The organism is Rhodococcus indonesiensis (assembly GCF_047782815.1).
Classification (GTDB): domain Bacteria; phylum Actinomycetota; class Actinomycetes; order Mycobacteriales; family Mycobacteriaceae; genus Rhodococcus; species Rhodococcus indonesiensis.
In genome coordinates, this window is record NZ_CP180630.1 from 4289686 (window position 1) to 4312680 (window position 22995).

At 70.4% G+C, this 22995-nt stretch carries 25 protein-coding genes; 17 read left to right on the forward strand and 8 right to left on the reverse strand.

Annotation, left to right across the window (positions count from 1 at the left end):
- Window positions 1-81: 81 nt before the first annotated feature.
- From ACM26Y_RS19695 to ACM26Y_RS19720, 6 genes are read left to right on the forward strand one after another with little or no spacing between them, the layout of a single operon-like run.
- Window positions 82-1242 carry a 4Fe-4S dicluster domain-containing protein gene (locus ACM26Y_RS19695; RefSeq protein WP_416061663.1) on the forward strand — a complete coding sequence of 387 codons (1161 nt, stop codon included), beginning with the start codon at window positions 82-84 and terminating at the stop codon, window positions 1240-1242.
- Window positions 1239-1700 carry a Crp/Fnr family transcriptional regulator gene (locus tag ACM26Y_RS19700; protein ID WP_416061664.1) on the forward strand — a complete coding sequence of 154 codons (462 nt, stop codon included), beginning with the start codon at window positions 1239-1241 and terminating at the stop codon, window positions 1698-1700. Before ACM26Y_RS19695 ends, ACM26Y_RS19700 begins: the two co-directional genes overlap by 4 nt.
- Complete coding sequence (locus tag ACM26Y_RS19705; RefSeq protein WP_416061665.1) at window positions 1690-2550, forward strand: FAD/NAD(P)-binding protein; 861 nt, start codon at window positions 1690-1692, stop codon at window positions 2548-2550. The genes ACM26Y_RS19700 and ACM26Y_RS19705 overlap by 11 nt, the downstream gene beginning before the upstream one ends.
- On the forward strand, window positions 2550-3323 hold the full coding sequence (locus tag ACM26Y_RS19710; protein ID WP_003938390.1) for a hydrogenase: 774 nt from the start codon (window positions 2550-2552) through the stop codon (window positions 3321-3323). The genes ACM26Y_RS19705 and ACM26Y_RS19710 overlap by 1 nt, the downstream gene beginning before the upstream one ends.
- Window positions 3307-4599 carry a Ni/Fe hydrogenase subunit alpha gene (locus tag ACM26Y_RS19715; protein WP_416061666.1) on the forward strand — a complete coding sequence of 431 codons (1293 nt, stop codon included), beginning with the start codon at window positions 3307-3309 and terminating at the stop codon, window positions 4597-4599. Before ACM26Y_RS19710 ends, ACM26Y_RS19715 begins: the two co-directional genes overlap by 17 nt.
- Window positions 4596-5051: a hydrogenase maturation protease gene (locus ACM26Y_RS19720; RefSeq protein ID WP_371382388.1), complete on the forward strand. Its 456-nt coding sequence runs from the start codon at window positions 4596-4598 to the stop codon at window positions 5049-5051. Before ACM26Y_RS19715 ends, ACM26Y_RS19720 begins: the two co-directional genes overlap by 4 nt.
- Before the next feature lie 13 nt (window positions 5052-5064).
- Here ACM26Y_RS19720 and ACM26Y_RS19725 read toward each other — a convergent pair whose 3' ends face one another.
- Window positions 5065-6774 carry a 3-ketosteroid-delta-1-dehydrogenase gene (locus ACM26Y_RS19725; protein ID WP_416061667.1) on the reverse strand — a complete coding sequence of 570 codons (1710 nt, stop codon included), beginning with the start codon at window positions 6772-6774 and terminating at the stop codon, window positions 5065-5067.
- A gap of 246 nt (window positions 6775-7020) precedes the next feature.
- Here ACM26Y_RS19725 and ACM26Y_RS19730 point away from each other — a divergent pair, with 246 nt between their 5' ends.
- The 4 genes from ACM26Y_RS19730 (at window position 7021) to ACM26Y_RS19745 (ending at window position 11207) form a co-directional block, all read left to right on the forward strand.
- The gene (locus ACM26Y_RS19730; RefSeq protein WP_003938394.1) at window positions 7021-8187 is read left to right on the forward strand and encodes a Rieske 2Fe-2S domain-containing protein; all 1167 of its coding nucleotides are present in this window, start codon (window positions 7021-7023) and stop codon (window positions 8185-8187) included.
- Between the two features lie 29 nt (window positions 8188-8216).
- Complete coding sequence (locus ACM26Y_RS19735; RefSeq protein WP_416061668.1) at window positions 8217-9398, forward strand: hydroxylase; 1182 nt, start codon at window positions 8217-8219, stop codon at window positions 9396-9398.
- Window positions 9399-9426: 28 nt separating this feature from the next.
- Window positions 9427-10335 (forward strand): biphenyl-2,3-diol 1,2-dioxygenase, encoded by a 909-nt coding sequence (bphC, locus tag ACM26Y_RS19740; RefSeq protein WP_416061669.1) that lies wholly within the window; start codon window positions 9427-9429, stop codon window positions 10333-10335.
- Window positions 10336-10481: 146 nt separating this feature from the next.
- The gene (locus ACM26Y_RS19745; RefSeq protein ID WP_003938397.1) at window positions 10482-11207 is read left to right on the forward strand and encodes an IclR family transcriptional regulator; all 726 of its coding nucleotides are present in this window, start codon (window positions 10482-10484) and stop codon (window positions 11205-11207) included.
- 71 nt (window positions 11208-11278) lie between these two features.
- On the opposite strand, the gene ACM26Y_RS19750 is transcribed toward ACM26Y_RS19745, so the two are convergent.
- Window positions 11279-11926: a PadR family transcriptional regulator gene (locus tag ACM26Y_RS19750; protein WP_003938398.1), complete on the reverse strand. Its 648-nt coding sequence runs from the start codon at window positions 11924-11926 to the stop codon at window positions 11279-11281.
- Window positions 11927-12166: 240 nt separating this feature from the next.
- On the opposite strand from ACM26Y_RS19750, the gene ACM26Y_RS19755 reads away from it, so the two are divergent.
- From ACM26Y_RS19755 to ACM26Y_RS19770, 4 genes are all read left to right on the forward strand, one after another.
- On the forward strand, window positions 12167-12550 hold the full coding sequence (locus ACM26Y_RS19755) for a nuclear transport factor 2 family protein (RefSeq protein WP_003938399.1): 384 nt from the start codon (window positions 12167-12169) through the stop codon (window positions 12548-12550).
- Between the two features lie 11 nt (window positions 12551-12561).
- A complete protein-coding gene (locus ACM26Y_RS19760) occupies window positions 12562-12810 on the forward strand; it encodes a hypothetical protein (protein WP_416061670.1) in 249 nt (82 codons plus the stop codon).
- A 118-nt stretch (window positions 12811-12928) separates the two neighbouring features.
- Window positions 12929-13468, forward strand: coding sequence for a flavin reductase family protein (locus ACM26Y_RS19765; protein WP_003938401.1), 540 nt, complete (start codon window positions 12929-12931; stop codon window positions 13466-13468).
- Between the two features lie 104 nt (window positions 13469-13572).
- Window positions 13573-14562 (forward strand): LLM class flavin-dependent oxidoreductase, encoded by a 990-nt coding sequence (locus tag ACM26Y_RS19770; RefSeq protein WP_054372660.1) that lies wholly within the window; start codon window positions 13573-13575, stop codon window positions 14560-14562.
- Here ACM26Y_RS19770 and ACM26Y_RS19775 read toward each other — a convergent pair.
- Both ACM26Y_RS19775 and ACM26Y_RS19780 read right to left on the reverse strand, forming a co-directional pair.
- On the reverse strand, window positions 14540-15751 hold the full coding sequence (locus ACM26Y_RS19775; RefSeq protein WP_416061671.1) for a sensor histidine kinase: 1212 nt from the start codon (window positions 15749-15751) through the stop codon (window positions 14540-14542). The two genes, ACM26Y_RS19770 and ACM26Y_RS19775, sit on opposite strands and share 23 nt — an antisense overlap.
- Window positions 15748-16380: a response regulator gene (locus tag ACM26Y_RS19780; RefSeq protein WP_010593252.1), complete on the reverse strand. Its 633-nt coding sequence runs from the start codon at window positions 16378-16380 to the stop codon at window positions 15748-15750. Before ACM26Y_RS19780 ends, ACM26Y_RS19775 begins: the two co-directional genes overlap by 4 nt.
- Before the next feature lie 148 nt (window positions 16381-16528).
- Here ACM26Y_RS19780 and ACM26Y_RS19785 point away from each other — a divergent pair, with 148 nt between their 5' ends.
- Window positions 16529-16909, forward strand: a complete 381-nt coding sequence (locus ACM26Y_RS19785) for a hypothetical protein (protein WP_416061672.1) — start codon at window positions 16529-16531, stop codon at window positions 16907-16909.
- Window positions 16910-17021: 112 nt separating this feature from the next.
- Here the strand turns inward: ACM26Y_RS19785 and ACM26Y_RS19790 are convergent, their stop codons facing one another.
- From ACM26Y_RS19790 to dnaK, 4 genes are read right to left on the reverse strand one after another with little or no spacing between them, the layout of a single operon-like run.
- Window positions 17022-17429 (reverse strand): heat shock protein transcriptional repressor HspR, encoded by a 408-nt coding sequence (locus tag ACM26Y_RS19790; RefSeq protein ID WP_003938406.1) that lies wholly within the window; start codon window positions 17427-17429, stop codon window positions 17022-17024.
- Window positions 17429-18610, reverse strand: coding sequence for a molecular chaperone DnaJ (gene dnaJ, locus ACM26Y_RS19795; protein ID WP_054372657.1), 1182 nt, complete (start codon window positions 18608-18610; stop codon window positions 17429-17431). The genes ACM26Y_RS19790 and dnaJ overlap by 1 nt, the downstream gene beginning before the upstream one ends.
- A 33-nt stretch (window positions 18611-18643) precedes the next feature.
- Complete coding sequence (grpE, locus tag ACM26Y_RS19800; RefSeq protein WP_289379443.1) at window positions 18644-19288, reverse strand: nucleotide exchange factor GrpE; 645 nt, start codon at window positions 19286-19288, stop codon at window positions 18644-18646.
- Entirely contained in the window at window positions 19285-21129 is a 1845-nt protein-coding gene (gene dnaK, locus ACM26Y_RS19805) for a molecular chaperone DnaK (protein WP_003938409.1), read from the reverse strand. The genes grpE and dnaK overlap by 4 nt, the downstream gene beginning before the upstream one ends.
- A 239-nt stretch (window positions 21130-21368) precedes the next feature.
- On the opposite strand from dnaK, the gene ACM26Y_RS19810 reads away from it, so the two are divergent.
- Together ACM26Y_RS19810 and ACM26Y_RS19815 are read left to right on the forward strand one after the other, a co-directional pair.
- Window positions 21369-21866, forward strand: coding sequence for a hypothetical protein (locus tag ACM26Y_RS19810; protein ID WP_416061673.1), 498 nt, complete (start codon window positions 21369-21371; stop codon window positions 21864-21866).
- Between the two features lie 169 nt (window positions 21867-22035).
- Window positions 22036-22944 (forward strand): type IV toxin-antitoxin system AbiEi family antitoxin domain-containing protein, encoded by a 909-nt coding sequence (locus ACM26Y_RS19815; RefSeq protein ID WP_416061674.1) that lies wholly within the window; start codon window positions 22036-22038, stop codon window positions 22942-22944.
- Window positions 22945-22995 lie beyond the last annotated feature (51 nt).

The window sequence follows — 22995 nt, forward strand, 5'->3', positions numbered from 1 at the left end:
CGCGACGATACTCGAGGGGGCCACCAGCGCGACGAGTGAGAGCTGCGCCGGGTCGTGACCGTTCGAATCACGGGAGCTGCCATGGGTATTGCGGATTCGCACGCCGCCCCCCCGACACCGGCAATCCTGTCCCGCGCCCACCTCGACCGGCTGATCGAGGTGCTGCAGACCGAGGGATATCGCGTCGTCGGCCCCACCGTCCGCGACGACGCCATCGTGCTCGACGAGCTCGGGTCGGGACGAGAACTGCCCGACGGGTGGGGCGTGTCGACCGCACCCGGGCGGTATCGGCTGCGGCGGCGCGACGACACCGCCGTGTTCGGCCATTCCGCGGGTCCGCAGTCGTGGAAGCAGTTCCTGCACCCCGCCCGACAGCAACTGTGGTCGACCGCTCCGGACGGCAGTTACCGGCCCCCACCGGCGGGCGAGACCCGGTACGCCTTCCTCGGCGTCCGCGGCTGCGACCTGGCTGCGATCGGCATCCTGGGCACAGTGCTGACCCGCGGCGCCCATCCCGACGGGGCCACCGCGCGACGGTTCCGCGGGCTGTTCGTCGTCGCGGTCAACTGCACCGAACCCGGCGAGGTCTGCTTCTGCGCCTCGATGGCCACCGGTCCCGCCGCGGGCCCGGGGTACGACCTGGGTCTGACCGAGCGCGTCGACGAGCAGGGACACCGTTTTCTCGTGGACGTCGGGACCGACGAGGGCGCCCGCATCCTGGACCTGCTCCCCCACCGCGACGCCACCGCAGACGAGGCCACCGAAGCCCGCGACGCGGTGGCGGCGGCCGGCGACCGGATGGGACGGAGCATGCCCGAGGTCGACCTGCGGGCGATGCTCCGCGACGCCCGCGAGGCGGACGTCTGGGACGATGTCGCCGATCGCTGCCTTACCTGCGGAAACTGCACGATGGTGTGCCCCACCTGCTTCTGTACGTCGACGGAGGACGTCACCGACCTCGCCGACGGGCACGCCGGCAGGTGGCAGCACTGGGCGTCCTGTTTCGAACCGGACTTCTCCTACATCCACGGCGGTGACGTCCGGACGTCCGGCCAGAGCCGGTACCGGCAGTGGATCTCGCACAAGCTCGGCACCTGGCACGACCAGTTCGGCAGCTCGGGATGTGTCGGCTGCGGCCGTTGCATCGACTGGTGCCCGGTCGGCATCGACATCACCGCGGAGGCGGCCCGCCTCACCGGCGCGCTCGCCACCCACGACGACGAACCGGACGGGCATCGATGACGACCCCACCGCTCGACGGCATCCGGGCCCTGGCGGGGCTGGACCGGGAGGCGCGGGATCGGATCGCCGCGCTCGCCCACCCGGTCCGCTTCGCCGCCGGGGAGCACGTCTTCCACGAGGGCGGGGAGGCGCGCAGTTGCTGGCTGCTGCAGGAGGGCCGGGTGGATCTGTACACGGTGGTGCCCGGCCGCGGCCAGGTCACCCTCGACACGTTCGTCGACGGCGACGTCCTGGGATGGTCGTGGCTGACGCCGCCCCACCGCTGGCATTACGGGGCCGTCGCGGCCACTGCGACCTCGGCTCTGGAGGTGGACGCCGCGGCGCTGCAGGCGCTGAGCGAGGCCGACGCCGAGTTCGGATATGCAGTGATGCGGGCCCTGTTCGGGGCCCTCCTGGAGCGGTTGCAGGCCACCCGGGCGCGACTGCTGGACCTGTATGCGGGTTCCGATGTTCGGTGACCTCGCGCACGACACCGCAGCGGCGCCGGACGCGCCGATGCTGCCGAGCGCCCACCGGGTTCGCGCGCGGACCGTCGAGACCGCCGATGCGGTGACACTGTCGCTGGCCCCGCTGGGGGCGCCGCGACCGCGGTTCCGGCCCGGCCAGTTCATGATGCTCTACGCCCCCGGGGTCGGCGAGATCGCGATCTCGATCAGCGGGGATCCCACCGACACGACCGGGGAGCTGGTCCACACCGTACGGAAGGTGGGTGCGGTGAGCCGGGCCCTGCACGACGCCGCGCCGGGCGCCATCGTCGGCGTGCGCGGCCCGTTCGGGGCAGGCTGGGACCTCGAGTCGTGCACGGGCCGGGACCTGGTGATCGTCGCCGGCGGAGTGGGTTTGGCCGCGGTGCGGGCCGCCGTTCTCGGCGCGGTGGCCGCGCGCGGCGACTTCCGGCGCGTCGTGCTCGTGGTCGGAGCACGCCGGCCGGCCGAGATCCTGTATCGGCGCGAGCTACAGGACTGGGCCGACGGCGGCGTGGAGGTCCGGCTGACGATCGACCAGCCGGTCCAGGGCTGGTCCGGGCCGGTCGGATTCGTCACCGAGCCGCTGGCCCGGCTCGACCTCGATCCCGGGCGGACGACGGCACTGCTGTGCGGGCCGGAGGCGATGATGCGGTTCTCGGCCCGGGTGTTGCTGGGCAAAGGGATTCGGCTCCCGGACATCCGGGTCTCGCTCGAACGGAACATGCAGTGCGGGATCGGGCTGTGCGGGCACTGCCAGCTCGGCGAGATCCTGCTCTGCCGGGACGGCCCCGTGCTGGACTACGCGGTGGCCGGACCGCTGCTGCACGTACGGGAGCTGTAATGGACAGGCCGAAGCTCGCGGTGTGGAAGTTCGCGTCGTGCGACGGATGTCAGCTATCCGTGCTGGACTGCGAGGACGAACTGCTCGCCTTGTCGGGTGCGGTGCAGATCGCCCATTTCCTCGAACTGTCGAGCGCCGTCGACGACGGTCCGTACGACCTGTCGCTGGTCGAGGGCTCGATCACCACTGCCGCGGACGTCACGCGCATCCACCGGGTCCGGGAGCAGTCCCGGACCCTCGTCACTATCGGCGCGTGCGCAACAGCCGGCGGTATCCAGGCGTTGCGCAACTTCGCCGACGTCGCCGAGTTCACCTCGATGGTCTACGCCCACCCGGAGTACATCGAGACGCTGGCGACGTCGACGGCGATCGCGGCGCACGTGCCGGTCGACTTCGAGTTGCGCGGCTGCCCGATCGATCGGCGCCAGTTGCTCGAGGTGATCACCGCGTTCCTGGCCGGCCGCCGGCCGAACATCCCGAACACCAGTGTGTGCACCGAATGCAAGCGCCGGGGATTGACCTGTGTGATGGTCGCCGACGGCACGCCCTGCCTGGGACCGGTGACCCACTCCGGCTGCGGCGCCCTGTGCCCGGCGCAGTCGCGCGGCTGCTACGGCTGTTTCGGGCCGACGACCGACCCCAACATCGCGTCGCTGGCCGGGTGGCTGCGCACGTGCGGCATGAGCGACGACGACATCGACCGCGCCTTCGCGACATTCAACGTCGGCGCCCCCGTACTTGCCGAGAGGCACCGCGGTGAGCGGGAACCGTAGAGAGCTGACGGTCCGTGCTCTCGCCCGTGTCGAGGGCGAGGGCAGACTGAACGTGTCGGTGCGCGACGGGCAGGTGCAGCGCGCGGAGCTGAACATCTACGAGCCGCCCCGGTTCTTCGAGTCGTTCCTGCGGGGAAGGGATTTCCGCGAGCCTCCGGACATCACCTCCCGGATCTGCGGGATCTGCCCCGTCGCCTACCAGGTCAGCGCCTGCAATGCGCTGGAGCAGGCCTGCGGGGTCGAGCTCGACGAGCAGGTGCTGAACCTGCGCCGCCTGCTCTACTGCGGCGAGTGGATCGCCAGCCACGTGCTGCACATCTACTTCCTGCACGCCCCCGACTTCCTCGGCCTGCCCGACGCGATCGCCCTCGCCGAGCGGCACCGGAGCGCGCTCGAACGCGGGCTGGCCCTGAAGAAGGCCGGCAACGCGATCCTCGAGCAGATCGGCGGGCGACCCATCCACCCGGTCAACGTGCGGATCGGGGGTTTCCATCGCGCGCCGACCCGCACGGAACTCGCCCCGCTCGCCGAGCGGCTGCGCCGCGCCCTCGACGACGCGCTCGACACGGTCCGCTGGGTGGCCGGGTTCGACTTTCCCGATATCGATCTCGATCACGACCTGCTCGCCCTGCACCGGCCGGACCGCTACGCCATCGAGGACGGGCAGATCCGTTCGTCGACCGGATCCTCCTTCGCCGCAGCACAGTTCCCGGACCATGTGGTCGAACACCAGGTCCCGCACTCGACGGCCCTGTACGCGCGGCTCGACGGGCGCCGGTACCTGACCGGACCCCTGGCCCGATACACCCTGAACTCCGCGCAGCTGTCGGACACCGCACGACAGTCGGCACACGCGGCCGGACTGGGAGCACAATGCCGTAACCCGTTTCGCAGCATCGTTGTTCGCGCCGTCGAAACCGTCTATGCGGTGGAGGAGGCGCTCCGCCTGATCGCCGGATACGAGCGTCCCGGCCGGCCCGGCACCCAGGTCGCCGCCCGCGCCGCGACCGGGCACGGCGTCAGCGAGGCGCCGCGGGGCCTGCTGTACCACCGTTACGAGCTCGACGGCGACGGACTGATCCGCTCGGCCGTGATCGTCCCCCCGACCTCCCAGAACCAGGCTGCCGTCGAACACGATCTGCGCACGCTGATCGCCGGTCACCTGGAACTGTCCGATGCCGATCTGACATCGCTGTGCGAACGGGTGATCCGCAACTACGACCCGTGCATCTCGTGTGCCACACACTTCCTCGACCTCACGATCGACCGCGGGTGATCGCGACGAACTTCGTGGTGATCGGCGTCGGCAACGAGTACCGCCGCGACGACGGCGTCGGGCCCGCGGTGGCCCGGGCGGTCGGCCGGTCCCGGCCCGGATGGCGCGTCCTGATCTCCGACGGCGAGCCGACGGCAATGCTGGACGCGTGGGCCGGGACGCGGTTGGCGGTCGTCGTCGACGCCACCGTCGGCACCGGTCCGCCCGGCGCGATCCGGCGGCACGAGATCGGGGATGCGAGTCTCGCCCGCCGCCCGCGACACGCCGGCTCGCACAGCCTCGGCCCCGCCGAGGCGTGGGCGCTGAGCCGGACCCTGGGCGTCGACCCCGGTCGGGTCGTGGTCTACACCCTCGAGGTGGCCGAGGTCGGTTACGGCGTCGGCCTGACGCCCGCCACCGCCGCGGCACTGCCCGCCGTGGTGCGGGCAGTGATCGACGAATGCGAGCGGTAACGCCGCTGCCGAGTCATCCGTTCGCGGGAACGGCCGCCTTCGCGGCGTCCTGCGCGGCGATGTAGCCGTACACCAGACCCTGACCGATCGTCGCCCCCGCTCCCGGGTACGTGTTGCCGAAGGCGTTGGCGGCGGTGTTGCCGATCGCGTACAGGCCGTCGACGACGCTGCCGTCCTCGCGCAGCACCCGCGCCCGCTCGTCGGCCTTCACACCACCGCACGTGCCGAGATCGCTCAGCGTCATCTTCACCGCATAGAGGGGCCCGTCCGTCAGCGGCCGCAGGTTGGGATTGGGCTCGACGGTGGGGTCACCGTAGTACCGGTCGTAGGCACTCGCACCACGGCGGAAGTCGGCGTCCGTGCCGGCGGCCGCGGCATCGTTGAACCGGCGGAAGGTCTCGGTGAACGCCCCCTCCGGCAGGCCGGCCGCGCGGGCCAGCGCCGCCGGATCGTCCGCCCGGTGCGCGATTCCGGCCCGGATCCACGCCTCCGGGATGGGCTGCCGCGGGAACAGCCCGCCGCCGAAGATGTAGCTGTTGCGGTAGCGCTGGTCGAACACGATCCACATCGATTCGACCGGGTCACCGGCGCGTTCCCGGTCGAGCACGAGCTGGCCGAACGACATGTAGTCGGTCGCCTCGTTGACGAACCGGCGACCGGTGTGGTCGACGATGAAGGAGCCGGGCAGTGCCCGCTCGGCGAGCATCACCATCGGCGGGCGCCCCTTCATTGCGGCGACGGCGGGGAACCACCAGGCCTGGTCCATCAGGTCCGTCGCGGCGCCCACGTCGAGCGCGGCGCGGATGCCGTCGCCCGTGTTGCCCTCGGCGCCGAGACTCTCGTGCTCGCCGAGCCGTTCGGACTGGTACTTGTGCCGCAGCGCCATGTCGTGGTCGAAGCCGCCCGCCGCGAGCACGACACCGCGCCGCGCGGTCACGGTCACCTCCTGCCCGTTGCACGCGACGACGGCACCGGTGACCCGATCTCCCTCGGTGAGCAGCCGCACGAGCGTGGTCTCGGTCCACACCGGAATCCCGGCCCGGACCACGCCGGCGAACAGTCCGGCCGCGAGCGCCTGGCCCCCGGCGACGTACTCGCGCTTGAGGGCGAGCCCGGCGACACCCTGTGCGAGGCGACGGAAGATGCGCGGGAACGCCTTCGACGGCTTCCGCGCCATGAGGTTCATCCACTTGTAGTCGGCGCCGGTCACCGGCATCGGCAGGCCGGCCTTCATCAGTCCCGGCCGCAGCCGCTCGCGTTCGGGCCCGAGGACGGACACGTCGAAGGGACGGCACTCGCACGTGCGGCCGACGGCGGACCCGCCGGGCAGCTCGGGATGGTAGTCGGAATACCCCTTGGCCCAGAACAACCGCATGGGGGTGGTGCGCTGCAGCATTTCGACGGTGGCGGAGCCGTGATCGAGGAACGCCGCACCCCGCTCCGCCGGTGCGGACTCGCCGACCACGGACCGGATGTAGGTGCCGGCCCGGTCGAGCGTGTCACCGGAACCGGACTTGCGGAGCACGGGATTCGCGGGCACCCAGAAGGCCCCGCCGGAGCGCGCCGTGGAGCCACCGACGTACTCCGTCTTCTCGACGATCAGGGTGGACAACCCCAGCTCGTGCGCGGTGAGCGCGGCGGCCATGCCGGTGCCGGACCCGATCACGAGCAGGTCCACGGTGGTGTCGTGGGCGGGGGTCACCGGTACGGAATTCGTCGCCATCGATCTGCTCCTTCACGTCATTGCCGCTGGGGGACGAAAGGTCGTCGACGCCGGAGGGCGGTGCGGACCTCGGAGCGAGGCTAGGTCACGTCGACACCGCCCATCGGGAGGTGTCCCGCCCACCGGGACGCCCCCGGACGAACGGTCCGCCCAGCGGGAGAACCCCTTCTGTGCCGCTCACGACGCCGCCCAGCATGGCCTCGATGCCTGTTTCGGGCGCAGCACCCACCGGCTCCGGAGGACACGATGACGCAGAGCGCACCCCCCACCACACCCGACGACGAAGTCCGCACCATCGAGGCCGACGCGGAACCGACCCGCTTCGCGCGCGGCTGGCACTGTCTCGGGCTGGCCCGCACCTACCGGGACGGCAAGCCCCACCAGGTCGACGCGTTCGGCACCAGCCTCGTCGTCTTCGCCGACAGCACGGGCGAACTGCAGGTCCTCGACGCCTACTGCCGGCACATGGGCGGCAATCTCGCCCAGGGCGAGATCAAGGGCGACTCGGTGGCCTGCCCGTTCCACGACTGGCGCTGGGGCGGCAACGGCCGGTGCACCGGCATTCCGTACGCGCGCCGCGTCCCCCCGCTCGCGAGGACGCGGTCGTGGACCACCCTGGAGCGCAACCAGCAACTGTTCGTCTGGCACGATCCCGAAGGCAACCCGCCGCCGGCGGACGTGACGATCCCCGAGATCGAGGGCGCCGGCACCGACGAGTGGTCCGACTGGACGTGGAACTCGGTGCTCATCGAGGGCTCGCACTGTCGCGAGATCGTCGACAACGTCGTGGACATGGCGCACTTCTTCTACGTCCACTACAGCGTCCCGCGTTCGTTCGAGAACATCTTCGAAGGCCACGTCGCCACGCAGATCATGTCGTTCAACCAGCGCACCGACGTCGAGCTGGACATCGACTTCGGTGCGGACAACTTCTCGCGCTCCGAGGCGTCGTACCACGGCCCCTCCTACATGATCGACAAGCTGTGGACGGAGACCGGCGAGGCCACGATCGAGACGGTTCTCATCAACTGCCACTACCCCGTCACGCCCACCTCGTTCGTGCTGCAGTACGGCGTGATCGTCAAGCGCCTGCCGGGCATGTCCGCCGAGGAGGCGAATGCCATGGCCGCCCACTTCGGCGGGGGCACCGAGAAGACGTTCGAGCAGGACATCGAGATCTGGAAGAACAAGGCCAAGATCGACAATCCGCTGCTGTGCGACGAGGACGGTCCGGTCTACCAGCTGCGCCGCTGGTACCAGCAGTTCTACGTCGACGTCGCGGACATCACCCCGGACATGACCAACCGCTACGAGTTCGCGATCGACACCGCGAAACCGGCCGCACGGTGGGAACAGCAGATCGCCGAGAATCTCGCTGCCCGTGCGCAGTCCGCCCCCGAACCGGTCGCCTGAGCGTCCGCCGTCAGAGTCGAGGAGACACCATGAGTTACGAAGTCCTGAAGCACATCGACGCGATGGCGGACGATCTGTTCGCCGAAGGTGTGGAAGCCGAGTGGCTCGGCCGTCTCGCGGACGGGACCGCCGAGAAGATGAAGGAGGCCGGCTCGATCCGCATGCTCCAGCCCCGCGAGTTCGGCGGTTTCGAGTCGCACCCGAGGGAATTCGCGGAGACCGTGATGCGCACGGCCGCGCTGAACCCCTCCGCGGGATGGGTACACGGCATCGTGGGTGTGCATCCCTGGCAGCTCGCCTTCGCGGATCCCCGCGTGCAGCAGGAGATCTGGGGTGATGATCCGGACACCTGGATGGCGTCGCCCTACATGCCGGGTGGCATCGTCACCCCGGTCGACGGCGGCTTCCGGTTCTCGGGCAACTGGCAGTTCTCCTCCGGCACGGACCATTGCGACTGGGCCTTTCTCGGCGCCTTCGTCGGTAACCCGGACGGCTCGGTGGCGCAGCCCCCGAAGATGGCGCACGTCATCATCCCGCGCACCGACTACCGGATCGTCGAGGACTCGTGGGATGTGGTGGGCCTGCGGGGTACCGGGTCGAAGGACGTGGTGGTCGAGGACGCGTTCGTTCCCGAGTACCGCGTCATGTACTACGACGACCTGATCGACGGCAGCGCGGTGGCCCGCTACGGCCGCACCGAGACTCTCTACAAGCTGCCCTGGTCGACGGCCTTCCCGCTGGGCATCACCGCCGCCACGATCGGCATCTGCGAGGGACTGGTGCTGCACGCGGACGTCTACCAGGCCGACCGGATCAACGCGCAGGGCACCGCCGTCAAGGACGATCCGTACACGATGTACGTGTTCGGTGAGGCCGTCGCCGATCTGCGGGCCGCACGCGATTCGCTGCTGTCGAACGTCGACCGGATCTGGGATCTCGTCGACTCGGGGCAGACCCCGACGTTCGAGCAGCGCGCCGCGAGCCGGCAGACGCAGGTCCAGGCGGCGTGGCGGGCGGTGAACGCGATCGACCGCATCTACCCGCGCTGCGGTGGGAACGCGCTGCGGATGGACAAGCCCCTGCAGCGGTTCTGGCGCGACGCCCACGCCGGCCTGCACCACGCGATCCACCAGCCGGGCACGGTGCTGCACGCCGCGACCCTCAGCCGCCTCGGCGCGGACCCGCAGGGTCCGCTGCGGGCGATGATCTGACCGATTCGAGTTCAGCCGGGAGACGACAGTGTCCGACATCAAGAGTTTGGGCTACATCAAGATTCAGACCGACGACATGGACCGGTGGCGGACCTTCGCGTTCGACGTCCTCGGGTTCGCCGAGGGGTCGGGACCGGAACCCGGCGCCCTGTACCTGCGCATGGACGAGCGCACGGCACGCATCGTGGTCGTCCCCGGCGACAGCGACCGGGTGGTCGACGTCGGTTGGGAGGTGCGCGATCATGCGGCGCTGGCGCGGGTACGGCGCTCCGTGGAGGCCGCCGGCGTCGCCGTGAAGGTGCTCTCGGTCGACGAGGCGGACGCCCGGCGCGCCGAGGAGGTGATCGCCTTCCAGGACCCCTCCGGCACCTCCGTCGAGGTGTTCCACGGTCCCGTCCTCGACCACAGTCCGGTGGTGACGCCGCACGGTAATCGATTCGTCACGGGCGCACAGGGTCTCGGACACGTCGTACTTCCGGTCACCGATCCCGAAGCCACGTTCGGGTTCTACACCGAGGTGCTCGGCTTCCTGCCCCGCGGCGCCTTCCGCCTGCCGACGCCTCCCGAGGTCGGGCCGATGCGCATCCGGTTCCTCGGCGTGAACCAGCGACACCACAGCCTGGCGCTCATGCCCGTCCGCGCAGGCAAGGACCCCGGTCTGATCCACATCATGGTGGAGGTCGACACCCTCGACGCCGTCGGGCGGGCCCTCGACCGGGTGACGCGTGAGGGGTATTCCGTCTCGTCGACGCTGGGTCGGCACACCAACGACAAGATGGTGTCCTTCTACGTCCGCGCCCCCGGGGGTTGGGACATCGAGTACGGCACCGACGGGATGGTGGTCGACGAGCGGTACTACACCGCGGAGGAGATCACCGCCGACAGCTACTGGGGACACGACTGGTCAGGCAGCGAGCCACTCGGCGTGATGTCCTGATCGCCGCGACGGCCGGGCTCCGCACGACCGCCGTGCGGGGCCTCGCCACGCCCGGATCGGTGACGCACTTCACAACGCGCCCGTGATGTGACACTATTTCTAATCGAAATAGCCAGCTCATCCGCGCATGTGAGTGAGGAGCCTCCGTGACGATTCCCGCCACCCCCGCCACCCCCAGTGCCGTCATCGACCGGGTGGGTCTCGTCCTCGACACGTTCGACGAGACCGGACGGCTGACGCTCGCCCAGATCGTCCGCCGCACCGGTCTCCCCCGTTCGTCGGCGCACCGCATCCTCGAGCGCCTGGTCGAACTGCGATGGTTGCGACGCGAGGGCCGCGAGTACGCACTCGGGCTGCGGCTGATGGAACTGGGATCCCTCGCCGTGCACCAGGACGGCCTGTGCGCCGCCGCACGCCCCCACCTGCACGAGCTGCACCGCGTCACCGGACTGGTCGTCCATCTCGCGGTCCTCGACGGCACCGACGTCGTCTACCTCGACAAACTCGGGGGACGCCTCGACAGCGCCGTCCCGACCCGCGTCGGGGGGCGTCGGCCCGCACCGCACGCCGCCCTGGGTAAGGCGCTGCTCGCGTACGCCGGCGCCCAGGGTGCCGAGTTCGAACGCATCCGGGAGACGGGGGTTGCGTACGAACGCGGACAGGCCGTGCCGGGGCTCGGGTGCATCGCCGTTCCCGTCGGTCCCGTCGGCTCCGCTCCCGCCGCGGTCTCCGTGTGCGGGCCGTTGCAGCACATGCCGTTCGACCACCGGCTCAGCGGACGCGTGCGCATGGCAGCCACCGCAACCTGGCGCGGATACGACCGGCAGCGCTTCGCTGCCGCATCCCGGCGCCCCCGGCTGCACTCTGCCTGACCAAACCCGGCGCCTGACCAAACCCGGCGCCCGACCGACCCCGGCGCCCGACCGACCCCGGCGCCCGACCGCTATTCGGCGGGAGCCGGTCCGTCGCCGCCGTCCTCGTCGTGAGCGCTCAGCGTCTGCTCCACGGTGCGCCAGCTACCTCGCCGCCGCGGATGCGGAACACCGTTCTCGTCGATGTCGCTGCACGCGAATCGCGCTGCCGCCTCGTCGATCTCGTCGAGCAACTCCTCGAACAGCGCGATCTCCGTACGAAAGTACCGCTCGGACCAGCGCAAGCTCAGCAACGGGAACGCCCAGCTCGGTTCGACGTCCGAATGGTCCGCGTAGTTCCGGACGCGCCCGAGGTTCTCCTCGAGATTGGCGATGTGATCCCGCACGATCGACTTCAGCTTCTCGGGTTCGTTGAGGTGACCCAGGTACATACGCAGCATCACCCCGTGCTTGAGCACCGGAGCCTCGACCGGAGCCTCCCGCGACCATGCCCGGACCGCCCCCACGCCGGTCGGCGTGATCGAGTAGACACGCCGGCTGCGGGCCCCGGGCTCGGAGATCGATCGCGACCGCACGAAGCCCAGCTTCTCGAGTTTCTTCAGCTCCCCGTACACCTGGCTGACCGACGGACTCCAGTAGAAGAAGCTCAGGCTCCAATCCGCCCACTTCTTCACGTCGTTGCCCGTCATCTCCTCCCCCAGTGCCAAGACCCCCAGCACCGCCCAACTCGTCGCGGGTAGACCGGGATACGCGGCAGGAGCGGAATCGGACACCCCGCGAGCCTAACAACCCCGCCACCCTCGACCACCTGCGCCGATCTCCCGCTCCGCGGGCTGCACCGATGTCCCGCTCCGCGGGCTGCACCGATGTCCCGCTCCGCGGGAGACGAGCCCCCACTGCGGCGGCCGCGCCGTTAGCGTCCGGGAGAGCAGCCGCGAGAACCGACAGGAGCGTCCACGATGACCGACCTCGCCACCCGCACGGACCACATCCGCGCCACCGTCACGGCCTACCTCGCCGCCGTCGCGAACGGCACCGCGGACGAGATCACCGCCCTCTACGCGCCCGACGCCACCGTCGAGGATCCGGCCGGCAGCGAACCGAAGGTGGGTCACGAGGCCATCCGGGCGTTCTATCGCGCGGTGGAGAAGACCCGGAACGAAACGGAGTTGCTGACGCTCCGCATCACCGACGCCGGCGCCGCCTTCCACTTCCGGGTGGTCACCGAAGCCGACGGACAGCGCTACGAGATCGAACCCATCGATGTCATGACGTTCGACGAGAACGGCCTCGTCACGAGCATGCGGGCCTTCTGGGCCCCGGCCGACATGCGCCGGAACTGAGAGGGCCCGTCGTGCACCCTGTCACCTGCTGCACCTGCGGCAACCGCGTCCTCGCCGAGAAGTACAGTCCCGTCCACACGAGCATCCAGTGGCTCACCGACGCCGCACGGTCGTGCGCGCGCTTCCGCGCCGACGCCGAGCACGGTCGCGCCGCACTCCACACCTGCGCCGACCTGCGCGAGACCGTCGACGAGCTCGCCGACCGCGGTGAACTGTCGATCACCGCTCGCAGCTGCCCCACGCCCGGCCGGCTCGACTGACCGCGTCGTCCGAACCCGACCGGTCACCGCCGTCGCGCTCCCGCCGACCGGGAGCGATTTGCATCGCACGCACCGGCATGACGGACACTGGACACAGACCTACCCGAGAGGAGCCTCGATGGCCGCGGAACACACGGTGCTCGATCCCCGGACCATGCGCGACGTGCTGGGCAACTTCTGCACCGGCGTCACCGTCGTGACCGGCCACGACGGCCGTGAACCGCTGGGATTCGCGTGCCAGTCGTTCGCGTCGGTGTCGCTGGATCCACCGCTCGTGTCGTTCTGCCCCGCCCGCACGTCGCAGACCTGGCCGAAAATCCGGGAGATCGGCACCCTCGCGATCAACGTCCTGTCCCACGACCAGCGCGATACGTGCATGGCGTTCGCCGTCAGCGGCGGCGACAAGTTCACCGGCGTGGACTGGACGCGCGGGGACAACGGCGCACCCGCGCTCGCGGGCGCCCTGGCCCGGATCGAGGCGGTGGTCGAGGCCGAGCACGACGCCGGGGACCACACCATCGTCGTCGCCCGCGTCACCGGGCTCACCGCGCTGCACGACGACGGCCCGCTGCTGTTCTACCGCGGCGGCTTCGGGCGGTACACGACCGAGGCGATCCTCGACGCGGAGACCGCCACCGACGTGAACCCGGTGCGGTGACCGGCGACGAGGCGCACGTCACGGAATAGCGGACCGGCCGGGGTGGTTGGACCGGTCGTGTGCCCGGATCCCGACACCGGGCCCCGGACACGCGAAGGATCCCGGTGACCACACCACTATCGATTCTCGACCTGGCTCACATCGGCCGTGGCGAAACCGCGCGCGACAGCTTCGCCGCGAGCGTGGACATGGCGCAGCGCGCCGAGCAATGGGGCTACCACCGCATCTGGTACGCCGAACACCACAACATGCCGACCATCGCGTCGTCGGCCACCAGCGTGCTGATCGCGCACGTCGCCGCGCACACCTCCACAATCCGGCTCGGCGCCGGGGGCATCATGCTGCCCAACCATTCGCCGCTGACCATCGCCGAGCAGTTCGGCACCCTCGAGACCCTGCACCCGGGTCGCATCGACCTCGGTCTCGGTCGCGCCCCCGGCAGCGACCAGAACACGCTGCGGGCGTTGCGCCGCGACCCGTCGTCGGCCGACAGCTTCCCGCAGGACGTGCTCGAGCTGCAGGCCTACCTGCGCGGGCAGTCCCGCATCCCGGGCGTCGACGCCGTCCCCGGCAAGGGCACGAACGTGCCGCTGTACATCCTCGGCTCGTCGCTGTTCGGGGCGAAACTCGCCGCGCTGCTCGGTCTTCCGTACGCGTTCGCGTCGCACTTCGCGCCGCAGGCGCTCGAGGACGCCGTCGCGCTGTACCGGCGCGAGTTCCAGCCGTCCGAGCAACTGTCCGAGCCGTACGTCGTCGCGGGCGTCGGCGTGATCGCCGCGGACACCACGGACGAGGCAGACGCCCTGTTCGAGGCCACCAAGCGGCAGCGCATCCGGCAGATGCTCGGCCGGGGCCGCACGTTCACCGACGAGGAGGTCGAGATGCTGCTCGACGCCCCCGCCGGGCAGCAGGTGCTGCAGATGCTGCGCTACACCGCCGTCGGTACCCCGGGCGAGGTGCGCGACTATCTCGACCGCTTCACCGAGCGCGCGCAGGCCGACGAACTGATCGTCGTGTCCTCGGCGCCGGGCCGCAAGGCGTGGCTGCGCTCGCTCGAACTGCTGGCCCAGGTCAGCGGGCTCGTCCCGGCCTGAGGGCCGCGCCGTCGGGCTCGGTGGCCGGGACGGTGACGACCACCGTCGTCCCGTCGCCGGGCGCCGACCGCACCACGGCGGTACCGCCGACCGACTCGACGCGCAGCACGTGCGATGCCAGTCCGATGTGTCCCTGCCCGACCCGGTCGGGAAGCGTCGCCGGGTCGAACCCGCAGCCGTCGTCGGCCACCTCGAGCACCATGTCGGGGCCGCGGCGCACCAGCCGCACCCGCACCGACGTCGCCTTCGCATGCTTGACGACGTTTCCGAGCAACTCCCTCGCCACGGAGAACAGCAGCGTCTCCTCGCGCGGGAAGGACCCGTCGACGACGACGTCGACGGCGAACCCGCCGCGTCGGGCGCTCTGCTCGGCCAGCTCGCGCAGCGCCGTGGCGAGCCCGAGCTGCGACAGCACCTGCGGGTGCAGCGTCGTCACGGTCGAGCGCAACTGCCGGGCGGCCTCGCGCAGCGCGGTGTCCGCGGCGAGCAGCGCGTCGTCGGGACGCCGCTCGCCGGCCTCCTCCACGTCCAGGCGGGCGGCGAGCACGTTCTGCAGCGGACCGTCGTGCAGTTGTTCGGCGAGCAACTGCCGTTCGCGGCTCTCCGCGTCGAGGGCCTCGGTGACGAGCCGTCGCCGCGTGGCCAGCAGCGCGGCGACCGCGTCCGCCCGGTGCGCGAGCACCACGGACAGACCGGTCATCGCGGCAGCCAGCCACACCATGAAACCGAAGTAGAGGTACACCACCGCGGGCAGATCGACACCGTCGTCCCGGACCGCGTAGAACAACCACACGAGCAGGAAGCCTGTGGCGGTGGCGACGCCGACCGCCGCCGTCCACCAGGGCCGGTGCAGGAACGTGACGGTGACGGGCAGCAGGAAGAACACCGGCAGGAGCACCGACGTCGCACCACCGGAGGCGGCACACAGGCCGAGCAGCGCGACGATGTCGACCAGCGTGGGAGCCCACCACGAATGCCGGACGGGCCCGCGGAGCACCAGAACGAGCCACCCGAGCGCCGCGAGGGCGTAGCCGGTGAGGACGGTCAGGAACAGGACGGGCAGCCAGTGCGCCACCACGATCACCGGGCCCACCAGGGCCATGAGCGCGATCAGCGGCAGCCGCAGCATCGCCACCCAACGGACCGTGTCGCCGGAGTAGTCCCCGACCGCGGCGTCCCGGTCGCTCACTCGAGCATTCCCCGGCGCATCGCCTCCGCCACCGCCGCGGCCCGATCGGATACGCCGAGCTTCTCGTAGAGGCGCTGCACGTGCGTCTTCACCGTCGACGGCGCCAGGTACAGCTGCGCCGCGATCGACGGAACGGACCGGCCCTGGGCGATCATCGTCAGCACCTGCCGTTCCCGGTCGCTGAGCGCGGGCCCGGACGGTTCGCTGCGCCGGCGCACCTCCGCGACCAGCCCGGAGGCCAGCTCCGGGGCCAGCACGTCGCGGCCGTCCGCGCAGTCGAGCACCGCCGCGACGATCTCGGCGCGCGTCGACTCCTTGGGCAGGAATCCGCACGCGCCCTCCTGCAGCGCGTGATAGACGATCGCGGCGTCGTCGTGCGCGGACAGCAGCAGCACCCGCGTGGGCAACCCGTCGCGCCGGACGGCGGCCGCCACCGCGGCACCGTCGAGGTGCGGCATGCGGTAGTCGAGCAGGGCGACGTCCGGCCGGTGGGTGCGGATCAGATCCAGGGCGGCGGCACCGTCCCCGGACTCGCCGATCACCTCGATCCGTTCGCTGCCGGACAATGCCCGCACCACCCCGTCGCGGAACAGGGGGTGGTCGTCGCCGACCACCACGCGCACGGGCATACCTCATCGTGGCACGGGCACGCTTTCCGTGTCCCCCGGTCGGGGGACACGGGAATTCCTCCTCGCCGCATCCCGTCGGGGGACAGACCGGCGCCGGGAAGCGGCGCATAGTTGGGGCATCCCCGAGCAGGAGGGTCCCGAGCATCCGATGCACACCCGCAACCCGGTCGCGTGCCCCAGCATCGCACTCACCATCAGGAACGACACGAGCGAGCCGATGGTGCTGCGCGACAGCGCGTTGCCCGAGGGCCGGTGGGTTCTTCCACCGCCGCCGTCGCTGCGGCCCGGCGAAGCCGCGACCGTCGCCGCGAGCACCGGCGACGACCTCGGGATCGGGATCCGGTTGACGTATTCACTACCCGGCGGCGCCCGCGCGATCTTCCTCGCCCAGACGTACCGGTACGGCGACAGCAGCGTCGACGGCACCCGCATCGAACCGGACGAGGGATACGTCGTCCACACGCAGATCGACCGGCGCTTCCCGCACATGTGCGCGCACTACTCGGTGTCGCTTCAGGACCCCACCTGACAGCCGAACGTCCGCACCGCGTAACGACCGAATGTCACATCGCGTCGATCGAATCGACGCGATGTGACATTCGGCCACAACGGTATCGGGTGAATGCAGGGGCTGACCGGGGCTACCTGTCGCGCTGGTGCTTCGGCTTCCAGACCACCAGCGCGTTGCTGCGCGGTATCGGCACCAGCGCCCGGCGCGACGCGTGCAGCTGCGCGATCTCGGCTGCCATTTCCGTCACCCGCTGCTGCAGGGCCTCGACCTGATTGGTCAGCTCGATGATCCGCTTGATGCCCGCGAGGTTCACGCCCTCGTCCTGCGACAGGCGCTGCACCTCACGCAGCAGCGCCACGTCGCGGGGCGAGTAACGGCGTCCACCACCGCGGGTGCGGTGCGGGGTGACCAGACCGAGCCGGTCGTAGTTGCGCAGTGTCTGCGCGTGCATGCCGGCCAGTTCCGCCGCCACCGAGATCACGTAGACCCGGGCGTCGGGGTCCATCGGCGAATCGTTCCGGTTGCGGTTCTCGCTCATCATGCACCTGCCCAGCCCGCCCGTGGATCGAAGCCGTTCGCCTGCTCCGCGTGCATGTACGCCCGCAGCGCTTCGATCGCCTGATCGTCCAGATGCTGGGGCACAGCCACCTTGACCGTCACCAGCAGATCACCGGCGCCGCCCCCGCGCTTCGGGACGCCGCGCCCGCGCACCCGCAGCACCCGCCCGTCGGCGGTGCCGGCCGGGATCTTCAGCCCGACCCGTCCCTCCAGCGTGGGAACCGAGACGGTGGTGCCGAGCACCAGTTCGCCGTAGCTGACCGGCAGGACCAGCGTCAGGTCGTCGCCGTCGCGGCCGAAGACCTTGTCGGCGCGGACGTGCACGGTGACGAACAGGTCACCGGACGGCGCGCCGCGCAGTCCCGCCTCGCCCTGGCCGGCCAGCCGGATGCGCTGGCCGTCCCGGACCCCGGGTGGGATCCGCACCGTGATGGTGCGGGTGCGGTTCTGGACACCGGACCCGCGGCAGTCGGTGCACGGCTCGTCGATGATCGAACCGGTGCCCCGGCAGTCGTCGCACGGTTCGGAGAATCCGAACGCACCCTGGTTGCGCGAGACGATGCCACTTCCGTTGCAGCGCGGGCACACCCGCGGGCTGGTGCCGGGACGGGCACCGCTGCCGTGGCAGGTGGTGCACGGCGCCGGGTTGGTCAGCCGCAGCGGGACGGTCACCCCGAGCGCTGCGTCGCGGAAGTCCAGCGTCGTCTCGGCGTCCACGTCCGACCCGCGACGGGGTCGCGACGTGGCGCGCGCGCCTCCACCGCCGCCGCGGTTGAACAGACCGCCGAACAGATCGCCGAGACCGGCGTCGCCGGCCCCACCACCCCCGCCACCGAACAGGTCGCCGAGATCGAAGGTGGTGGTACCGCCGGAGAACCCGCCGCTACCGGCACCGGGACGGAACCCGCCGCCGAAGCCGCCGGAGGCGAACATCTGGCGGGTCTCGTCGTATTCCTTGCGCCTGGCCGGATCGGACAGCACGGCGTACGCCTCGCTGACCGCCTTGAAGCGCTCCTCCGTCTTGGTGTCCCCGGGGTTGGCGTCGGGATGCAGGTCCCGTGCCAGCTTGCGGTAGGCCTTCTTGATGTCGTCGGCCGACGCGTCGGAGGAGACACCCAGCTCCTTGTAGAAGTCCTTCTCGATCCACTCCCTCTGGCTCACCGGGTGTCTCCTCCTCTCGCTGCTTCTCTGTACTTACTCGTTGTCCGCACCGGAGTCCGGCTTTTCGGCCGGTGCGTCGCCCGACGGGACCGTGTCCGTCACGGTCACCATCGCGTGCCGCAGGATCCGCTCACCGAGCCGGTATCCCTTGCGCAGCACCGTGTCGAGCACCGGATTGGCGCCGTCGCCCTCCATGTGCACGGCCTCGTGGATCTCCGGGTCGAAGGCGTCGCCCGGGTCACCGAAGGCCTGGAGCCCCAGGCCCGACAGGACGCCGGTCAGCTTGTCCGCCACCGACTTCAGCGGCCCCTGCTCGAGGTCGCCGTGCGCGCGGGCCCGGTCGAGGTCGTCCACGACGTCGAGCAGCTGGGTGACCACCGAGGCCTTGGCCGCCTCGGTCGTGGCCACCCGCTCGCGCTCCACGCGACGCCGGTAGTTGGCGTACTCGGCGGTGAGGCGCTGCAGGTCCGCGGTGCGCTCGGCCAGCTGAGCCGATTCGGGCGACGGCTCGGCCGCGAGCGCGGCCTCCTCGTGTTCTCCCGCAGCCGGAGCTTCGGTGTCCGCCTCCTCCACAGGCTGCGACCCGGCGTCCGGGTCGCGCACCTCGAAGGTGTCGGGGTCGATCCGACGCTTGTCGGTGACGGTCACCGGCTCCTGCTCGGGCTGCCCCGCCGTCACTTCTTCTCCGAGTCGGTCGGCTCGTCGACGACCTCGGCGTCGACGACGTCGTCCGAGCCCGCAGCCGCGCCGTCACCGGCGGCAGCACCCGCGTCGGCGGCCTGCGACTCGTACAGGGACTGACCGAGGGCCTGCGACTCCGTCGCGAGCTTCTCGACGGCGGTCTTCACCGCACCGATGTCGGTGCCGGCGAGGGCGTCCTTGGTCTCCTTGATCGCGGCCTCGACCTTGCCCTTGGCGTCGGCAGCGACCTTGTCCGCGTTCTCCTGCAGGAACTTCTCGGTCTGGTGCACGAGCGACTCGGCCTGGTTGCGGACCTCGGCCTCCTCGCGACGCTTGCGGTCCTCCTCGGCGTGCGCCTCGGCGTCCTTGATCATCCGGTCGATCTCCTCCTTGGAGAGGCCGGAGCCCTCCTGGATCTTGATCGTGTTCTCCTTGCCGGTGCCCTTGTCCTTCGCGGTGACGTGCACGATGCCGTTGGCGTCGATGTCGAAGGTCACCTCGATCTGGGGGACGCCGCGCGGAGCCGGGGCGATGCCTCCGAGTTCGAACGAGCCGAGCAGCTTGTTGTGCGCCGCGATCTCGCGCTCACCCTGGAAGACCTGGATCTGCACCGAGGGCTGGTTGTCGTCGGCCGTGGTGAAGGTCTCCGACCGCTTGGTCGGGATGGTGGTGTTGCGCTCGATGAGCTTGGTCATCACGCCGCCCTTGGTCTCGATGCCGAGGGACAGCGGGGTGACGTCGAGCAGCAGCACGTCCTTGACCTCGCCCTTGAGGACGCCGGCCTGGAGGGCGGCGCCGACGGCGACGACCTCGTCCGGGTTCACGCCCTTGTTGGGCTCACGGCCACCGGTCAGTTCGCGTACCAGGTCGGTGACGGCGGGCATACGGGTCGAGCCGCCGACCAGGACGACGTGGTCGATGTCCTTGACGGAGATGCCGGCGTCCTTGATGACCTGCTGGAACGGCGCGCGGGTGCGGTCGAGGAGATCGGAGGTGATCTTCTGGAACTCGCTGCGCGAGAGCTGCTCGTCGAGGAACAGCGGGTTCTTGTCCGCGTCGACCGTGATGTACGGGAGGTTGATCGACGTCGACTGCGAGCTCGACAGCTCGATCTTCGCCTTCTCCGCGGCCTCGCGCAGACGCTGCAGGGCCATCTTGTCCTTGGTCAGGTCGACGCCGTGCTGCGCCTTGAACTTCTCGACCAGCCAGTCGACGACGCGCTGATCCCAGTCGTCACCGCCGAGGTGGTTGTCTCCGGAGGTCGCGCGGACCTCGACGACGCCGTCGCCGATCTCGAGCAGGGACACGTCGAAGGTGCCGCCGCCGAGGTCGAAGACCAGGATGGTCTGTTCCTTCTCGCCCTTGTCCAAGCCGTAGGCGAGGGCGGCAGCCGTGGGCTCGTTGACGATGCGCAGCACGTTCAGACCGGCGATCTGCCCGGCCTCCTTGGTGGCCTGGCGCTGCGCGTCCTCGAAGTAGGCGGGGACGGTGATGACGGCGTCGGTGATCTCCTCACCGAGGTAGGCCTCGGCGTCGCGCTTGAGCTTCATGAGCGTGCGCGCGCTGATCTCCTGGGAGGTGTACTTCTTGCCATCGATCTCCACGCTCCAGTCGGTGCCGATGTGGCGCTTGACCGAACGGATGGTGCGATCGACGTTGGTGACCGCCTGGTTCTTGGCAGGCTGGCCGACCAGCACCTCGCCGTTCTTGGCGAAGGCCACGACCGACGGGGTGGTGCGCGATCCCTCGGAGTTCGCGACGACTACGGGCTCGCCGCCCTCCAGCACGGAAACGACGGAGTTGGTGGTTCCGAGGTCGATACCGACCGCACGAGCCATAGTGCTTCTCCATTCTTCGCTGCGGCACGTCCGTGCCGCATGGGTGTTCATGCACAACCTGAGCCGATCCGACTCAGCTGAGCGCAGTCGACTCAAGCTTGCACCCGCCGGGAATCCCCAGTCAAGTCAAAGTTGAGTCATAGTCGCTCAAGTTGTCTGCCTTCTCCAACGGCACACCACCGCAGGTTGTTCCCGCCGTGATTCGCATCACACGAAATGTCGGAAGCTACGATCCCGGGGTGAGTACACGTCCGCAGCCGCCGCGCCCGGAGTTCTCGGTCACCCCGCTCCGCACCGCCGACACCCCCGGCCCGCGCATCGGCGCCGCGGTCTCGGCCTGGGTCCTGTCGTTCGTCGTCTTCGCCGGTCTCCTCGGCGCCGTCTACCTCGACCGCGAATCCGTCCGGGGCGCCCTCGAGCAGTCCCTGCGCAGCGCCAACCCCGGCACCACCGCCGAAAGCATCGCCGACACCGTCGCCCTCACCCTCGCCGGCTTCGCCGCCGCCGGCCTGCTCCTCGTCGCGCTCGCCGCCGTCTTCCTCGAACTGCTGCGCCGCGGCCGGCCCTGGGCCCGCCCCGCGCTCGCCGTCGTCTCCGCCGCCACCGTCGCCACGGCCGTCGCCGCCCGCAGCCTCCTCGCCGACGCCGGCGACGCCACCGCCGGCGTCCTGCTGTGGGCTCCCCTGCTGTGGGCCGGGCTCACCGTCGTCGGCGCCGTCGCGGCCTGGCGTCGCTGACCTCACCGCTCGTCGCGCGCGAAAGTGCCGTTTGCGCTCGTTCTTACGCGCGCAAGAGGCACCGACGCGCGCAAGGAGTTGTCCACAACCGGCGGCTTCGTCCACAGATCCCGCCCGCACGCGCGCTGAGCGCGCATCACGGACGGAGGTAGACCGCACGCTGACCGGTATGAACAACCCGACTCCACTACGGCGCGCGGCCCTGATCGCCTCCGGACACACACCTGCCGAACTACGCCACGCCCTGCGAACGGGACGACTACGGAAGATCGCTCCGGGCATCTATCTTCGCCGGGACGAGACCGACGGCCTCGACGACGTGGACCGGCATCGGCTGCGCCTGGAGGCCGTGGCTCCCACGCTGGACGCCGACGCGGTCTTCAGCCACGTCTCGGCCGCCGTCCTCCACGGCTTCGACCTGTGGAACGTGGACCTCTCCCGCGTGCACGTCACCCGCGGACGCACGTCGGGCGGCCGCCGGACCCCCCACCTGCACGTCCACGTCGGTGGCTGTGCCGCCGACGAGATCGCCACGTGCGACGGACTGCCGGTCACCTCCGCCGCCCGCACCGTCGTCGATCTGGCCCGCACCCTGCCCGGGGACCGCGCCACGGTGATCGGCGACTCGGCACTGCGCCTGCGCCGTGTCGACCCCGGCGCGCTGTCCGCCGCGGTGGCATCCGCGGGGACGAAGGCCGGCGTCGCCTCCGCCCGGCGGGTGGTGCCCTTCCTGGACGGACGTAGCGAAAGCCCGGGTGAATCCCTCAGCAGGCTGCGGATGCTCGAAATCGGGATGCCCCGGCCGCAGTTGCAGTACGAGCTGCGGACCGGCGAAGGCCGATTCGTCGCGCGCACCGACTTCTACTGGGAGGGAATCGCCGGCGAGTTCGACGGCATGGGAAAGTACGGTGCCGACGAGCCCGGTGTGACCGCCGAGATCGTCCGCCGGGAAAAGCTGCGGGAGGACGCCATCCGGCAGCTCGGCTTGGAGGTGATCCGGTGGACGTGGCCGGATCTGTTCCGTTTCCATGTCGTGCAGGCGCGGTTCGAACAGGCGGCACAGCGGGCGCGACGTTGAAGCCCACGAGCCTTGCGCGCCAAAGTGCCTCTTGCGCGGGTTCTTACGCGC

What these genes read in the sequence shown, in the direction of transcription:
- ACM26Y_RS19695 (WP_416061663.1), top strand. Translation starts at nt 82, where the DNA reads ATGGGTATTGCGGATTCGCACGCCGCCCCCCCGACACCGGCAATCCTG.
- ACM26Y_RS19755 (WP_003938399.1), top strand. Translation starts at nt 12,167, where the DNA reads ATGACCGACCTCGCCACCCGCACGGACCACATCCGCGCCACCGTCACG.
- ACM26Y_RS19730 (WP_003938394.1), top strand. Translation starts at nt 7,021, where the DNA reads ATGACGCAGAGCGCACCCCCCACCACACCCGACGACGAAGTCCGCACC.
- ACM26Y_RS19725 (WP_416061667.1), bottom strand. Translation starts at nt 6,774, where the DNA reads ATGGCGACGAATTCCGTACCGGTGACCCCCGCCCACGACACCACCGTG.
- ACM26Y_RS19765 (WP_003938401.1), top strand. Translation starts at nt 12,929, where the DNA reads ATGGCCGCGGAACACACGGTGCTCGATCCCCGGACCATGCGCGACGTG.
- ACM26Y_RS19815 (WP_416061674.1), top strand. Translation starts at nt 22,036, where the DNA reads ATGAACAACCCGACTCCACTACGGCGCGCGGCCCTGATCGCCTCCGGA.
- ACM26Y_RS19790 (WP_003938406.1), bottom strand. Translation starts at nt 17,429, where the DNA reads ATGAGCGAGAACCGCAACCGGAACGATTCGCCGATGGACCCCGACGCC.
- ACM26Y_RS19705 (WP_416061665.1), top strand. Translation starts at nt 1,690, where the DNA reads ATGTTCGGTGACCTCGCGCACGACACCGCAGCGGCGCCGGACGCGCCG.
- ACM26Y_RS19700 (WP_416061664.1), top strand. Translation starts at nt 1,239, where the DNA reads ATGACGACCCCACCGCTCGACGGCATCCGGGCCCTGGCGGGGCTGGAC.
- ACM26Y_RS19785 (WP_416061672.1), top strand. Translation starts at nt 16,529, where the DNA reads ATGCACACCCGCAACCCGGTCGCGTGCCCCAGCATCGCACTCACCATC.
- ACM26Y_RS19735 (WP_416061668.1), top strand. Translation starts at nt 8,217, where the DNA reads ATGAGTTACGAAGTCCTGAAGCACATCGACGCGATGGCGGACGATCTG.
- ACM26Y_RS19710 (WP_003938390.1), top strand. Translation starts at nt 2,550, where the DNA reads ATGGACAGGCCGAAGCTCGCGGTGTGGAAGTTCGCGTCGTGCGACGGA.
- dnaK (WP_003938409.1), bottom strand. Translation starts at nt 21,129, where the DNA reads ATGGCTCGTGCGGTCGGTATCGACCTCGGAACCACCAACTCCGTCGTT.
- ACM26Y_RS19780 (WP_010593252.1), bottom strand. Translation starts at nt 16,380, where the DNA reads ATGCCCGTGCGCGTGGTGGTCGGCGACGACCACCCCCTGTTCCGCGAC.